Annotated in this window: 16 protein-coding genes and 1 pseudogene; 8 read left to right on the plus strand and 9 right to left on the minus strand. The window is 64.9% G+C overall.

From position 1 onward, the window contains the following. Positions 1 to 87: 87 nt before the first annotated feature. Genes murJ through ACFSX5_RS09735 form a run of 3 tightly spaced genes read left to right on the plus strand, consistent with a single transcriptional unit; the run spans position 88 to position 3223 of the window. Positions 88 to 1647, plus strand: coding sequence for a murein biosynthesis integral membrane protein MurJ (gene murJ / locus ACFSX5_RS09725; protein ID WP_386833141.1), 1560 nt, complete (start codon positions 88 to 90; stop codon positions 1645 to 1647). Between the two features lie 52 nt (positions 1648 to 1699). Then, positions 1700 to 2740 carry a tryptophan--tRNA ligase gene (gene trpS, locus ACFSX5_RS09730; RefSeq protein WP_386833142.1) on the plus strand — a complete coding sequence of 347 codons (1041 nt, stop codon included), beginning with the start codon at positions 1700 to 1702 and terminating at the stop codon, positions 2738 to 2740. A gap of 12 nt (positions 2741 to 2752) precedes the next feature. After that, positions 2753 to 3223 (plus strand): universal stress protein, encoded by a 471-nt coding sequence (locus tag ACFSX5_RS09735; RefSeq protein ID WP_386833143.1) that lies wholly within the window; start codon positions 2753 to 2755, stop codon positions 3221 to 3223. Here ACFSX5_RS09735 and ACFSX5_RS09740 read toward each other — a convergent pair whose 3' ends face one another. Beyond that, the gene (locus ACFSX5_RS09740) at positions 3224 to 3514 is read right to left on the minus strand and encodes a DUF3817 domain-containing protein (RefSeq protein WP_386833144.1); all 291 of its coding nucleotides are present in this window, start codon (positions 3512 to 3514) and stop codon (positions 3224 to 3226) included. Positions 3515 to 3636: 122 nt separating this feature from the next. On the opposite strand from ACFSX5_RS09740, the gene ACFSX5_RS09745 reads away from it, so the two are divergent. Beyond that, a complete protein-coding gene (locus ACFSX5_RS09745; protein ID WP_386833145.1) occupies positions 3637 to 4203 on the plus strand; it encodes a NifU family protein in 567 nt (188 codons plus the stop codon). A 111-nt stretch (positions 4204 to 4314) separates the two neighbouring features. After that, positions 4315 to 5022 carry a type 1 glutamine amidotransferase gene (locus ACFSX5_RS09750; protein ID WP_386833146.1) on the plus strand — a complete coding sequence of 236 codons (708 nt, stop codon included), beginning with the start codon at positions 4315 to 4317 and terminating at the stop codon, positions 5020 to 5022. Positions 5023 to 5130: 108 nt separating this feature from the next. Here ACFSX5_RS09750 and ACFSX5_RS09755 read toward each other — a convergent pair whose 3' ends face one another. Further along, complete coding sequence (locus ACFSX5_RS09755) at positions 5131 to 5790, minus strand: L,D-transpeptidase (RefSeq protein WP_386833147.1); 660 nt, start codon at positions 5788 to 5790, stop codon at positions 5131 to 5133. A gap of 341 nt (positions 5791 to 6131) precedes the next feature. Further along, the gene (locus ACFSX5_RS09760) at positions 6132 to 7274 is read right to left on the minus strand and encodes a UDP-glucose dehydrogenase family protein (RefSeq protein WP_386833148.1); all 1143 of its coding nucleotides are present in this window, start codon (positions 7272 to 7274) and stop codon (positions 6132 to 6134) included. On the opposite strand from ACFSX5_RS09760, the pseudogene ACFSX5_RS09765 reads away from it, so the two are divergent. Beyond that, a pseudogene (locus ACFSX5_RS09765) lies at positions 7252 to 7701 on the plus strand (L-2-hydroxyglutarate oxidase); the annotation flags it as partial. The gene ACFSX5_RS09760 and the pseudogene ACFSX5_RS09765 sit on opposite strands and share 23 nt — an antisense overlap. 165 nt (positions 7702 to 7866) lie before the next feature. Here ACFSX5_RS09765 and ACFSX5_RS09770 read toward each other — a convergent pair. From ACFSX5_RS09770 to ACFSX5_RS09790, 5 genes are all read right to left on the minus strand, one after another. Then, complete coding sequence (locus tag ACFSX5_RS09770) at positions 7867 to 8037, minus strand: hypothetical protein (protein ID WP_386833149.1); 171 nt, start codon at positions 8035 to 8037, stop codon at positions 7867 to 7869. 234 nt (positions 8038 to 8271) lie between these two features. Beyond that, positions 8272 to 9300, minus strand: coding sequence for a hypothetical protein (locus tag ACFSX5_RS09775; RefSeq protein ID WP_386833150.1), 1029 nt, complete (start codon positions 9298 to 9300; stop codon positions 8272 to 8274). 3 nt (positions 9301 to 9303) lie between these two features. Further along, positions 9304 to 9555: a DUF2249 domain-containing protein gene (locus ACFSX5_RS09780; RefSeq protein WP_386833151.1), complete on the minus strand. Its 252-nt coding sequence runs from the start codon at positions 9553 to 9555 to the stop codon at positions 9304 to 9306. A gap of 3 nt (positions 9556 to 9558) precedes the next feature. After that, complete coding sequence (locus tag ACFSX5_RS09785) at positions 9559 to 10023, minus strand: metal-sulfur cluster assembly factor (RefSeq protein ID WP_386833152.1); 465 nt, start codon at positions 10021 to 10023, stop codon at positions 9559 to 9561. Between the two features lie 197 nt (positions 10024 to 10220). Further along, positions 10221 to 10655, minus strand: a complete 435-nt coding sequence (locus ACFSX5_RS09790; RefSeq protein ID WP_386833154.1) for a pseudoazurin — start codon at positions 10653 to 10655, stop codon at positions 10221 to 10223. Positions 10656 to 10880: 225 nt separating this feature from the next. Between ACFSX5_RS09790 and nirK the strand changes: the two genes are divergently transcribed. Then, on the plus strand, positions 10881 to 12026 hold the full coding sequence (gene nirK, locus ACFSX5_RS09795) for a copper-containing nitrite reductase (protein WP_386833155.1): 1146 nt from the start codon (positions 10881 to 10883) through the stop codon (positions 12024 to 12026). A gap of 61 nt (positions 12027 to 12087) precedes the next feature. Beyond that, on the plus strand, positions 12088 to 12975 hold the full coding sequence (locus ACFSX5_RS09800; protein WP_386833157.1) for an SUMF1/EgtB/PvdO family nonheme iron enzyme: 888 nt from the start codon (positions 12088 to 12090) through the stop codon (positions 12973 to 12975). A gap of 84 nt (positions 12976 to 13059) precedes the next feature. Here ACFSX5_RS09800 and ACFSX5_RS09805 read toward each other — a convergent pair whose 3' ends face one another. Further along, complete coding sequence (locus tag ACFSX5_RS09805) at positions 13060 to 13494, minus strand: hypothetical protein (RefSeq protein WP_386833158.1); 435 nt, start codon at positions 13492 to 13494, stop codon at positions 13060 to 13062. Positions 13495 to 13575 lie beyond the last annotated feature (81 nt).

Raw genomic sequence — 13575 nt, forward strand, 5'->3', positions numbered from 1 at the left:
GCCGCACACTCCGAAGTCGTCTATCTTGCGCCCCCTCCCCCTTGAGGGGAGGGACGGGGTGGGGGTCCCTCGTAGGGGCACTTTCCCGTGAGCCTCTACCGCTCCTTCCTCTCGGTCGGCGGGCTGACCCTGGTCTCGCGCGTCTTCGGCTTCATCCGCGACGCGTTGATGGCGGCAGTGCTCGGCACCGGCCCGGCGGCCGACGCGTTCTTTGCCGCCTTCCGCTTCCCCAATCTCTTCCGGCGCCTGTTTGCCGAGGGCGCCTTCAACACCGCTTTCGTGCCGATGTTCTCGGGCGCCCTCGAGCAGCAGGGGGACGCCGCGGCGCGCGATCTTGCCTCCCGCATCATGGCGTGGCTCGTGGCCATGCTGGTGGTGGTCACCATCCTCGCCGAGATCTTCATGCCGCAGATCATGGTGCTGTTCGTGCCGGGCTTCGTCGACGACCCGGCCAAGCTCGAGCTGACCATGCTGCTGACGCGGATCATGTTCCCCTATCTCGCCTGCATGTCGCTGATGGCGGCGTATGGCGCGATGCTGAACTCGCTGGGCCGGTTCTTTGCCGCCGCCTTCGCGCCGGTCCTGCTCAACATCGTCAACATCGTGGCGCTGGTGCCGCTCGCCATCTGGTGGGTGCAGGCGCCGGAAACCGCAACCGTCTGGGTGGCCATCGCCACCATGGCCGGCGGGGTGGCGCAACTGGTGCTGGTCTGGATCGCCATCGAACGCGCCGGCTTCCGTCCGCGCTTCCGCCTGCCGCGGCCCGATCCGGAAGTGCGCCGCTTCTGGGTGCTCGCCGTTCCCGCGATCCTCACCGGCGGCATCACCCAGATCAACATCTTTGTCGGCACCATCATCGCCTCGGGCGCCGACAATGCCATTTCGGTGCTGTCCTATGCCGACCGGCTCTACCAGCTCCCGCTCGGCATCATCGGCATTGCCATCGGCACCGTGCTGCTGCCTGAACTCAGCCGACACCTCAAGGGCGGGCGCCTCGCCGAAGCCGAGCAGACGCAGGACCAGTCGCTCGTCATCGCCATGCTGCTGTCGCTGCCGGCGGCGGCGGCGCTGATCGCCATGGCCGAGCCGATCGTACGTGTCCTGTTCGAGCGCGGTGCCTTCGATCCGGCTGCCACCCGGGCAACGGCCGAAGCGCTGATCGCCTTTTCGGCTGGCCTGCCCGCCTATGTGCTGATCCGGGTCCTGCAGCCGGGGTATTTCGCCCGCGAGGACACGGTCACCCCCACCATCTTCGCTGCCGTCTCGGTGGTCGCCAACATCGCCCTGTCGCTGTGGCTGTTCCCGACCCTTCTCCATGTCGGCATCGCCATCGCCACCGCGGCGTCCGCCTGGCTCAACGCCCTTCTGCTCGGCACTGTGCTGGCGTTGCGGGGCCAGTTCCGCCTCTCGCTCGACGCCGGGCGGCGCCACGCGCTGATCATCCTCTCGAGCGCCTTGATGGGCGGCGCCCTTTATCTCTTGTCGCAGCGGGGCGGGCCGCATTTGGCGCCCGGCGTGCCGCTATGGCACCAGGCGTTGGTTCTTGCCGTGCTGATCGCCTTTGGCGTCGTTACCTACTTCACCCTGGTGCATTTTAGCGGTGCCCAGCGGCTCGGCCTGCTGCTCCGGCGGCTACGGCGGGGGTGACGTCTGCGCCGCGGGACGATAAACAGGCGGCACAGCAGCGAGACTTCAGAGCATGACGTTTACTCCCCGCGTGTTTTCGGGAATCCAGCCCTCCGGCGATCTCCATCTCGGCAATTATCTTGGCGCCATCCGCCGCTTCGTGCCGCTGCAGGAGACCCATGAGACGATCTATTGCGTGGTCGACATGCACGCGATCACCGTCCGCCAGGAGCCCGACGATCTCCGCCGGGCCACGCGCGAAGTGGCCGCCGCCTTCATCGCCGCCGGTGTCGACCCCAAGCGCTCCATCGTCTTCAACCAGTCGCAGGTGATCCAGCACGCCGAGCTCGCCTGGGTGTTCAACTGCGTCGCGCGCATGGGCTGGATGGCCCGCATGACCCAGTTCAAGGACAAGGCCGGCAAGAACAGCGAAAACGTCTCGCTGGGTCTGTTCGCCTATCCCTCGCTGATGGCGGCCGACATCCTGCTCTACAAGGCAACGCACGTGCCGGTGGGCGACGACCAGAAGCAGCACCTGGAACTGACGCGCGACATCGCCATCAAGTTCAACAACGACTATCGCGACTCCATCGCCGCCCAGAACGCGGGCGACGACGAGGGCGCCTTCTTCCCGGTCACCGAGCCACTGATCGCCGGCCCGGCCACCCGCATCATGAGCCTTCGCGACGGCACCAAGAAGATGAGCAAGTCGGACCCGTCCGACCAGTCGCGCATCTCCCTGCTCGACGATGCCGACGCCATCGCCAAAAAGATCAAGAAGGCGACGACCGACCCGGCCGAACTGCCGCATGACGTGGAGGGGCTGGCGAGCCGCCCCGAGGCCGACAACCTCGTCGGCATCTATGCTGCGCTCAGCGACAAGACCAAGGCCGAGGTGCTGGCCGAGTTCGGCGGGCAGGGTTGGGGCAAGTTCAAGCCGGCTCTCGCCGATCTCGCCGTGGCGCAATTGGCTCCCATGGCGGGGGAAATGCGCCGGCTGATCGATGACAGCGAGACCATCGACGCTATCCTGCGTGATGGGGCCGAGCGGGCGCGGGCTATTGCCGAGGCGACCATGGTGGACGTCCGCTCGATCGTAGGCTTCATCCGCTAACCGGAGGCGGCGATGTACGACACCGAATACAAGCGCAAGTTCCTGGTCGTCATCGACGAGACCGAGGAATGCGAGCGCGCGCTGACCTTCGCCGCCTATCGAACCAAGCGTACGGGCGGCACCGTCGTGCTGATGAGCGTGGTCGCCAAGCCCGAATTCATCGGCCTTGGCGTCGAGGACGTGCTGCGGGCCGAAGCGGTGGAGGAGGCGGAGCGCAACCTCGACACCCGCCTTGCCCGCATCCGCGCCATTGGCGGCGTGCGCGCCGAGACCGTGATCCGCGAGGGTGAGGCCACCGCCGAGATCGAGCGCATCATCGGCAAGGACCCCGATATCGCCATCCTCGTGCTTGCCGCCTCCACCTCCGGCGAGGGGCCGGGGCCGCTGGTCACGCACTTCGCCGCCCGCTCGAATGCCCTGCCGATCCCGCTCACCATCGTGCCGGGCCGAATGAGCGACGAGGAAGTGATCGCGATCTGCTGATCAGGCCGCGACCAGTTCGTGGCGGCGCAGCATCCGGTCGTTGAAGAACGAGGCGCCCGGCACGAACCCCGAAGCAAAGGTGGTCAGCCAATTCCTGACCGACAGCCAGCGTCCCGGCAGACAGACCACCATCGCCAGCATATAGGCGACGAAGGCAAAACCATGAATGGCGCCGATCGGCGGCACCAGCGTCGGATTGCCGAACCAGTATTTGGCCGGCATGGCGACGAAGAACAGCGCGACGGCGGTGAGTCCCTCGAACAGGGCGATATACCTGAAGATGCGTATCATGTTATGACGCTAGCGCATGAACGGGGCGCGTCAAACGCGGCTGAAGGTCGCGACTTTGCTCTTGCAGGAACGCGCAGGAACTCTATCTTAGAAGCATTCTAAAACGTAAGGCGGACCGAGCGATGTTCATCCAGACCGAAGCCACTCCCAATCCGGCAACGCTGAAGTTCCTGCCCGGCCGGGATGTGCTGCCGGGCGAGCCGCGCGATTTCCGCACCCCCGAGGCCGCGGCCGCTTCGCCGCTGGCCCACAGCCTGTTCGGCATTGGCGGGGTGACCGGCGTCTTCCTCGGCTCCGATTTCATTTCGGTGACCAAGGACGACACCAACTGGGCCCACATCAAGCCGGCCATTCTCGGCGTGATCATGGATCACTTCCTGTCCGGCAAGCCCGTACTCAGCGAGAGCGCCGGCGAGCCCGTCGACTTCAGCGAGGTCGAGGAGTTCTTCGAGGAGGAAGACACCGAGACGGTCGAAGTGATCAAGGAACTGCTCGCCACCCGCGTCCGCCCGGCCGTCGCCATGGATGGCGGCGACATCATCTTCAAGGGGTTCAAGGAAGGCACGGTGTTCCTGCACATGCAGGGCGCCTGCTCCGGCTGCCCCTCCTCCACCGCTACCCTCAAGAGCGGCATTGAAAATCTCCTCCGCCACTTCGTTCCCGGCGTCGAAGGTGTCCAGCAGGTCTGACCCCCACTATCTACAGCAGCAAGCGAAGGCCCGGAGCGATCCGGGCCTTTCGTTTTTTCAGCGGCTCCGCAAGCTGCTATGGGTGCAACACAATCTCCTTCTGCAGACACCATGAAGCTCACCATCATCCAGACCGGCGAAGTGCCGGCGCCGCTCCTGCCACGGTTCGGCTCATATCCGCGCATGTTCGAGCGCATGTTCGACGCGACCGGCCGCGACTTCAGCTATGAGGTGGTAGCCGTATCGAACGGTGAAGCCCTGCCTGATCCGTCTGGGCTCGACGGCATCGTCATCACCGGCTCCCCCGCCGGCGTCTACGAAGACCACCCCTGGCTCGACCCGCTCCGCGACTTCATTCGTCGAGCCTATGCGGCGAACACGCCGATGCTCGGCATCTGCTTCGGCCACCAGATCATGGCCGATGCGCTGGGCGGCGTCGTCACCAAATCGGAAAAGGGCTGGGGTATCGGGCGCCACACCTATCAGGTGACCGCAAGGCCCGCCTTCATGGCCGATGCACCGGAAGCGCTGTCCGTCGCCTGCTCGCATCAGGACCAGGTGATCGAGGCGCCGTCCGAGGCCGAGGTGATCCTCGCCTCCGAATTCACCCCCAATGCAGGCCTTGCCTATCGCAACGGCGCTGCGCTCAGCTTCCAGCCGCACCCCGAGTTCGAGGACGACTATGCCCAGGCCTTGGCGGAAATGCGCCGCGGACGGGCTCCGGATGCTGTGGTGGATAGTGCGGTGGCCTCGCTCGAGCGAGCGTCCGACAGTCGAATTCTCTCCGACTATATCGCCCGGTTCTTCACCGAGCGCTGAGCTTCGTCCGGGCCGATGTCGCGACAGCAGCTTGGGTGTCGCTGCGGGTGACTACGGTATGGGTCCGCGGGGACGCCGCTGCCGCGGCATCGACCCGGACGAGAAGCCTCAGTTGTAGACCACGACGCGGGTGCCGGTGGGGACGCGGGCGTAGAGGTCGATGATGTCCTGGTTCATCAGGCGGATGCAGCCCGACGAAACGTTGGTGCCGATGGTATACGGCTCCGTGGTGCCATGGAGTCGGAACAAAGTGTCGCGCCCATCGCGGTAGAGATAGAGCGCGCGCGGCCCAAGCGGATTTTCCGGGCCGCCCGGCATGCCGCCGGCATAAGGTCCGTAGCGTTCCGGTTCGCGCTTGATCATCGACTGGGTCGGCGTCCAGCGCGGCCACTCCGCCTTGCGGCCGATATAGGCGTTGCCGCGGAACACCAGCGCCTCGTCCTTGCCGACGCCGACGCCGTAGCGCAGGGCGCGGCCGCCCTCCATCACCAGGTAGAGGTAATGCGCGGGGGTGTCGACGACGATCGTGCCCGGCTTCTCCCCGGTCGGATCAGGCACCTCCTGACGCCACCACTTCGGATCGACGCGGCGCAGATCCATCGCCGCGACGGGGAACGGCTCATCGAGGATCGGGCCATACATCCGCAGATAGTAGGGATCGATAATGGGCTCCTGCACTACCGGCGTGCGGGTGGAGGAGCAGGCGGCCAGAGCAGCGGCCGGCAGGCCGATCATGAACAGACGGCGTGAGAGCAATACGGAATCCATGGGTGACGCTGGTAAAATTCGGAATATGGCCAATGCCCTAAGCCGCTTGGGAATGCTTCGCTAGTGCAGGAAAACATCACCCCCGCAACGGCCCGCCCGGTAGCCGGTTCCTCGCACGCTTGTGATGATTTCCCGCTGTTGCGAACCTGCAACAACGGCCGCGGTGGCGAGCGCCTGCACGGGCTTCGGCAGGTTACTGGAGATAGGAAAGTTGAGTCACGGACGCAGAGAGCGCCTCGTCGCCGTAAGTTTCCGAGGCAGAGGTGCTAAACCTCCTCTGCCCCTAAAGCGAGCGCCGCACTACCTTGTCGGCTAGTCCTGCGGGATAGACTCCTCGCCGCTCACTCGGCCGCCAGGATGTGGGCGGCCGGAGCAGCTGTCAGGGCTTTCAATTGACTGGAATCCGCCACGGAGGAGCCGCGGCCGGCAGCGTAGTAGAGCAACTTGTGCTGCTGCATCATGGCCGGGTCGAACATGTTGCGGCCATCGACCACGATCGGGAAAGCCAGCGCTTCGGCCAGTTTCGAAGGGTCGGCGGCGGCGAAACAAGGCCATTCGGTGCAAACGATCAGCGCATCGGCGCATTCAAGTGCACTTTCGGGACTTTCGCACAATTCGAGATCGGCACGGTAGCCGTAGAGGCGGCGCACCTCGCGCATCGCCTCGGGGTCGTAGGCACGAACAAGCGCACCGTGCTCCCAGAGCGCTTCCAGAAGCCGCCGGCTCGGCGCCTCCCGCATATCGTCGGTATTGGGTTTGAACGCCAATCCCCAGACCGCGAAGGTGCGACCGGCCAGATCGCCGGCGAAAGCGTCGTGGAGCTTGTCGAACAAGGTGTTCTGCTGGCGGATGTTCACGTCGTTCACGGCTGCGAGCAGTTGCGGCTCGTAGCCTGCATCCCGTCCCGCACGGACAAGAGCCCGCACGTCCTTTGGGAAACACGAACCGCCATAGCCTGCACCCGGTTGAATGAAGTGTGGCCCGATCCGGGGGTCGGACGCGATGCCTGTGCGGACCTGCTCCACGTCCACCCCCAGCCGTTCAGCCAGATTGGCCACTTCGTTGATGAAACTGATCTTGGTGGCGAGCATCGCATTGGCCGCATACTTGGTCAGTTCAGCGGCTCGCACATCCATGAAGACCAGCCTGTCGCGGTCACGTAGATAGGGCTGGTAGCAGTCGCGCATCGCTTGGCGCACGCGATCAGACCCGGCGCCCACCACGATCCGTGGGGCGTCGGCGAAATCCGCTATGGCGCTGCCTTCCTTGAGGAATTCGGGATTGGAGCAGACCTCGAAGTCATGGCTTAGGCCATGGACAGCCATCGTTTCACTGATTGTGCGAGCCAGGAGGTCTCCCGTTCCGACCGGAACGGTCGACTTCTCGATGACGATCTTGAACCCGTTGATATGGGTCCCGATCGAACGAGCGACGGCGATGACATGCGTCAGATCGGCAGCTCCTTCCCTTTCGTTCCTGGGCATTCATCTCACGCGGATGATCGACGGCAGCCTGACGGTGGGGCCCAACGCTGTGCCCGCGCTAGCTCGAGAGGGCTACGCCAAGCTTGCGGTCGATGCAGGCGATGCCTCCGACATGCTCTCCTTTCCCGGCTTCTGGAAGGTGATCGCTAGGCATGCCCGAGCCAGCATCTCTGAAGCCACCAATTCGCTGAGCCGCCGGCACTATCTGCGCGCCTGCCAGAAGTTCTGCCCCTCCCTCACGCTCGCCGATCTCCAGCCTCACCCATCCGGCATCCGAGCGCAGGCAGTGCGGTCCGACGGAACCATGGTGCATGATTTTCTGTTCGCTCGGACCGAGCGCATGCTGCACGTCCTCAACGCTCCATCCCCGGCTGCCACCGCCGCCATTCCGATCGGCCAAATGATCGCCGGAGAACTCTTGGCCTGAAGAACTGCAATCCCGATCGCCGTGCGCCCAGCGGGCCGGACGGCTCCGCGGCATACGCAGTGGCCGGCTTGCCCAACCCCTGGCCGCTGTTGCGCCTGATCGCGACTGCCGAACTAACGGGTGGAGGTGACCAGATAACCGTCGCGGTTCAGCGCTGCCTCAACATCAGTCGGAGTAACCGATGATGCTGTGGTCGGCTTCCGTTGTCGTGACGTACTGCCCCTCCAAGCCCTGAGGGTGTTGCGGAATGGTGGCTTGCGGCCGCAACGGCAACAGCAGGAAGGTTGGCGTGGCCCCTTTGTGTTGCACCGCCGACATGAAGACGTTCACCTGCATCTGAACACCTCCGCTTGCTGCGGCATCTTCGTTCAGACCGCTCCCCCATAGACGGCCGGCCGCCTCTAGCGGGTAGCAGCAACGGTGAGGCGCCGGCGGTGTCGGAAGCAGGGTCCACCCAGGCGCTTGTCGTTGCGCTGCTTGATCAACAGCGAAGGCTCTTGTGCCGAGTGCGGCTGTTCAGGTCCGGTGCTTCCGTTGAGTTGGCTGATGGCAAGTCGCCGGTTTGCCAGCCTATCTGCCGAACCACGCCATGGCGCCGAACAGAACGAGGGCGGTCATTGTGGCGACGCCCGACATCATGAACAGGTTGGGGTTGAGCAGCCCAAGGCCGCGGGCTGCAACGGAGATCTGCAGCAGTGCCAGCGGCAGGTACATCGCCGGGCGGTACGCCACCCGCAATCCCGCGACGGCGGGCAGAATGATCAGGGCATGGCCCATGATCATCGACATGGCAAAGCCGAGACCGACTGCGTGGATGAACAGGTCGCGCATGGCGGGGAACTGCGGCTCGCCCAGCGCGGCTAGGCCAGCCACTGCCAGCCAGAAATGACCGCACAGGATCGCCACGGCCATGAACGCGGTCTGGCCACCGGCGCGAAGCCGGTGCCGGGCGACATCATTGAGGCTGAGCCACGCCGCCATGGCCATCATGGCTGCTGGCAGTATCATGCCCGCGTCGAACTGCCGGACCGCCGGCGTGGCTCCGGCGAGCATAGCACCGGCGATCAGTACGAACAGCACCGTGGCGCGGCGGCCCGTTCCGGTGAGCCGGCTGAGTTCGAGTCGCTCCCCCGCGACCGTGAGAACCAGAAAGACGAGCCATAGGGGCATCGCCTCGGTCGGATCGCCGGTGTGAGCCAGCACGGTGGTGCCCAGGAGCAGGGCGGTCGCACCGAGAAGCAGCGAGAAGTTGAACGCCGTGGGCTGCAGTTGCATCACCCGGATCGACATCAGGGCGAAGATGGCTGCCGAAAGCAGCAGCAGCCCCAATCCTGCGGGCAGGCCGGCAAGAAGCATGGCGATCCCGGTCACCGACAGCAGGGGCGCTGCGAACCACCATGGCCGCCCGAGGGCCACGGCCCGCTCAAGCGGCACCAGCGTACCGAAGACGCCATGCATCATCACCAGCCCATGCAGATCGACCGGCGTTGCAAGGAAGGGCAAAGCCGCGCCGAACCGAAGCAGCCCGCCATAGAGTCCCGCCACCGCCGTAACGGCAGTGGCGGCAAGAAGCGTGCGGGGAACGAGCTTCGGCGGCATCGATCAGGCTGCGGTGCGGGTCACCCGGACCTGCCATACCTCGGGGCCCTGCTGCTCGTAGACCCAGTCGAAAGTGCCGGGGTACTCGGCGCTGAACTGATACCACAGAGGCTTCGGGTCGTGATCGTTGACGATGACGAAGGCGTCTCCCTGCGCGAGGTTTTCGAAGGCGGTGAAGATCATGGGATGGCGCATTCGCGGGGCGATAACGCGCACGTCGATAACGGTATCGGTGGATTGGCAGTCGCTGCACATGGGTCAGTTTCCTTTGGGTGGACGCCCGAGCGCCTCGCGCCCGGCATCGGTAATGAAGTCCGGGTTCCAGGCAGGATCCCAGACCAGTTCGACATCCACCCGAGCGGCCTCGGGGAAGCACTCGCTCACCCGCAACCGCACGTCCTCGACGACCATCGCTCCCATCGGACAGGCCCTGCTGGTGAGGGTCATTCTGACCTCGACATGCTCACTGGTCCTGCGAGCCAGGTACACCAGCCCCAGATCGACGATATTGACGCCGATCTCCGGGTCGAGCACGCCCCTGAGGCATGCCGCCAGATCCGGATCGATGCCCCCGTCATCGTCGGGTGCGTCCGCCGCTCGAGTGGACGCCGCTTTCTGGACCGGATCGGCTAGCGGTTCTTTGATGCCGCGCAAGGAAGGGTGTTTTCCGCGCCATGCGGTGAGCGGCGACATTGCGGCCACCAGTCTGGTGAAACGGCTCATGATTCCAGCACTGTTGCGCCCACCGCTACGCGGTGCAGCAATTTCTCCGAAGCGTGGCTGTGCTTCGTTGGCGGATGGACGAGACCGGCAGGAGGGAGGGGCAGCGTCGCGCCGAGACGCGAGGCAGCAAGGTCAACCATGCACTCCACCGGCTATTGCAGCGCCCGGGTGGACGAGCCACCCGGGCGAGTTTAGCGTTATTGTGCGACGGCGTTGAGGGCAGTGGCCATGCGGTCCTTGGCCTTGCCCGGCAGCGTCACCGTCTTGGCGGCGTCGAGATTGGCGGGTTCGCCCACCACCACGGCGGCGACCATGCCCATGCCCAGATGCGGCGCGCACTTGATGCCGTAGACCCCTTGCTGGGTGAAGGTGAAGGCCACATCCTTGCCCATGGCGCCCTTGAAGGTCTCGGCACCCTCCGGCATCATCTCCTTGATGCTCTCGGCATTGTGCCCCTTGTCGGTGGCCACGAACGTCACCGTGTCGCCCGGAGCGATTTCGATCAGCGCCGGCTCGAAGACCATGGCGCCGTCGTCGCCCTTGTTCAGCATCTGGACTTCGACATTGGCGGCATAGGCCGGTGCTGCGCCGATGAGCAATGCAACAACGGCAGCAATCCCGAGGGTCTTCATTTTCTTCTCCTTGGTCCGGGCGCGCCCGTGCGCCCCGTTGGCGCCCGTTCTAGTCACCCTTGCCAAGTGTTCTTTGATGCGGGTCAAACAGCCCCGTACAAAATGTCGCAGCACCGTAAGTTGTTGAGGCTTCACTATTTGCTCGGGAGCAAAGATGCCTGCTCACGGGGCTGTTATCTCCATGACCGTCCGGACCAGGAACGGTCCGCGTCAGTGGAGAAGAAAATGCAAGACCATGATCGTGTGAACCTGTCGCGCCGCAATCTGATGGCCGGGGTTGCACTGGCCGGCGTGTTCGGAGCGGTGCTGGCCTCGGTGCCCGCATCGGCGGAAGATGCCGGCGTGGTCACCGGTCCGCCGCCCGATCTCAGCGCCCTGCCGCGCGTACAGGTGAAGCTGTTGCCTCCGCCCTTCGTGCACGAGCATGAGCAGGTGGCCACTGGCGGACCGAAAGTGGTCGAGTTCACCCTCACCATCCAGGAGAAACCGCTGGTCATCGATGATCTTGGTACCACCGTACAGGCGATGACCTTCGACGGCTCGGTACCGGGTCCGCTGATGGTGGTGCACCAGGACGACTATGTGGAGCTGACGCTGGTCAACCCCGACACCAACCTGATGATGCACAATATCGACTTCCACTCGGCCACCGGTGCACTTGGGGGCGGGGGGCTCACCATGGTCAACCCCGGCGAGCAGGTGAAGCTGCGGTTCCGCGCCACTCGGCCCGGCGTCTTCGTCTACCACTGCGCGCCCGGCGGCTCGATGATCCCCTGGCATGTGGTGTCGGGCATGAACGGCGCCATCATGGTGCTGCCGCGCGACGGGCTCAAGGACGGGGCCGGCCGGCCGCTCAAATACGACAAGGTCTTCTATATCGGCGAGCAGGACTTCTACGTCCCCAAGGACGAGAACGGCAACTTCCGCAGCTACGAGTCGGCCGGCGACTGCTATGCCGACATGCTCGAGGTGATGAAGGGGCTGATCCCCACCCACGAGGTGTTCAACGGTGCCGTAGGGGCCCTGACCGGCGACAACGCCATGACCGCCAATGTCGGCGAGACGGTGCTGATCGTGCACAGCCAGGCCAACCGCGACACGCGTCCGCACCTGATCGGGGGACATGGCGACTATGTCTGGGCGACCGGCAAGTTCCGCAATGCGCCGGAAGTCGATCTCGAGACCTGGCTGATCCCGGGCGGCTGCGCCGCAGCGGCACTCTATACCTTCCTGCAGCCTGGTATCTACGCCTACGTCAACCACAACCTCATCGAAGCCGTGGAGCTGGGCGCCACCGCCCACTTCAAGGTCGAGGGCGAGTGGAATGACGACCTGATGACACAGGTTCAGGCTCCAAGCCCGATCGCCTGAGCCGTGTCGGGCGGCCCGCTGTCTCCTTGCGGGCCGCCTCTCTTGCACAGGGGAGGTTCGGATGCATGCTGCGACGGAAAAGCGCGAAAGTCTTGCGGGGCTGATGTTGCCCGCAGCGCTGTTGGTCGGCTTCGGCCTGTTTGGCGCCGCCCAACTTGACCTGCTGCCGTCGGGCCGGGCACCGGCAGTTACCCCTCCGGACACCGTGGTGGTGGAAGCCCGCACCTTTCAGCACCGCTTGCCCGGCGATTTCCAGCAGCACGGCGCACCGGTGAACGGCACGGTGGTGGAAGAAGCCTTCGGCCCCGTCGAGGTGATGCGTCGGCAGGTCACGGCAGGGGACTACCTTCGCTGCGTTGCCGACGGTGGCTGCGAGACGCCGCGCCCCGCAGTCAGGAGCGACGATCCGGCACTGCCGGCAACCGGCATCAGCTACAATGGCGCCACCAGCTATGCCGAATGGCTGTCGGAGGCCACGGGTCAGACCTGGCGGCTGCCCACGGTCGCCGAGTGGATATTCATTGCCGGCGACCGGGCCGTTGACCACGCTCTCGAGGCTGAGATCGATACCGCCAATCCCGCCGAACGCTGGCTGGCGCAGTACGAACAGGAGGCCGGTCGCGCGATCCGGCCCGAGGCCATCCCACAACCCGGTGGGGCATTCGGTGCCAACCGCCATGGCGTCGAGGACCTTGCCGGCAATATCTGGGAATGGACCGCCACCTGCGCCAACCGCACGACCCTCGATGCGAATGGCAGGGTCGCAAGTGTCGTCGAAAGCTGCGGCATCCGCTACCTCGAGGGGCGTCACCTGACCCCTATGAACGTGTTCGTACAGGATGCCCGTGGCGGTGGCTGCTCGGTGGGTGCACCGCCGGACAATCTCAGCTTCCGCCTGATGCGCGATCCGGAGCCGATGGAATCGCTCTGGGACTGGCTTGCCCTGTAGTCACTGCGCGACGTCGTTCGGGGCGCGATGAGGGAACCGATCCGCGGCAAGTCGTGCCCTGCTCGCCGGGAGGGGGTCCGTCACCTAGTGACTGGTCAGAATGCTAAGCGCTGACTTGCGAAAGCGCGGGCGTGAACGTTCGGCGTCCTCATTGAGGGTCTCGATCCGGCGTTCCACGAGCATGCGATGCAGCATGGAGCTTTCGATCTCCAGCCGATCGAAAAACCACCCGCGGAAAGGGCGGATGTTCTCCGGTCCACGCCCACTCAGGGAGCGGGCGACATTTCGCGCCAGCGGGCCAAGATCCCCGTACGAAGAACGGCCGAACAGCAACTGGCGTATGGCCGCGGCATAGGCGTCCCAATCGCCACCTCCGGAAATGTGATGTGCAAGATTTCCGTAGTGGCCATGCTCCTTGATGGCTGACACAATGGCGTCGACCACGGCCTCCAGAGCCACCGCGCTGCCGTCGTCCTTGAGCAGCGCTGGAGCGCCCGCCGCGATTTTGGTAAGTTTCATGCCGATCTTCCTGCTTTCAGCGACAGGATAGCGGCGTCCACGAAAGCTTCTTTGCGCCTGCGCAAGATGGCGCCGGCAATC

Origin of the sequence: Devosia albogilva, assembly GCF_042685625.1 — a bacterium.
Taxonomy (GTDB): domain Bacteria; phylum Pseudomonadota; class Alphaproteobacteria; order Rhizobiales; family Devosiaceae; genus Devosia; species Devosia albogilva.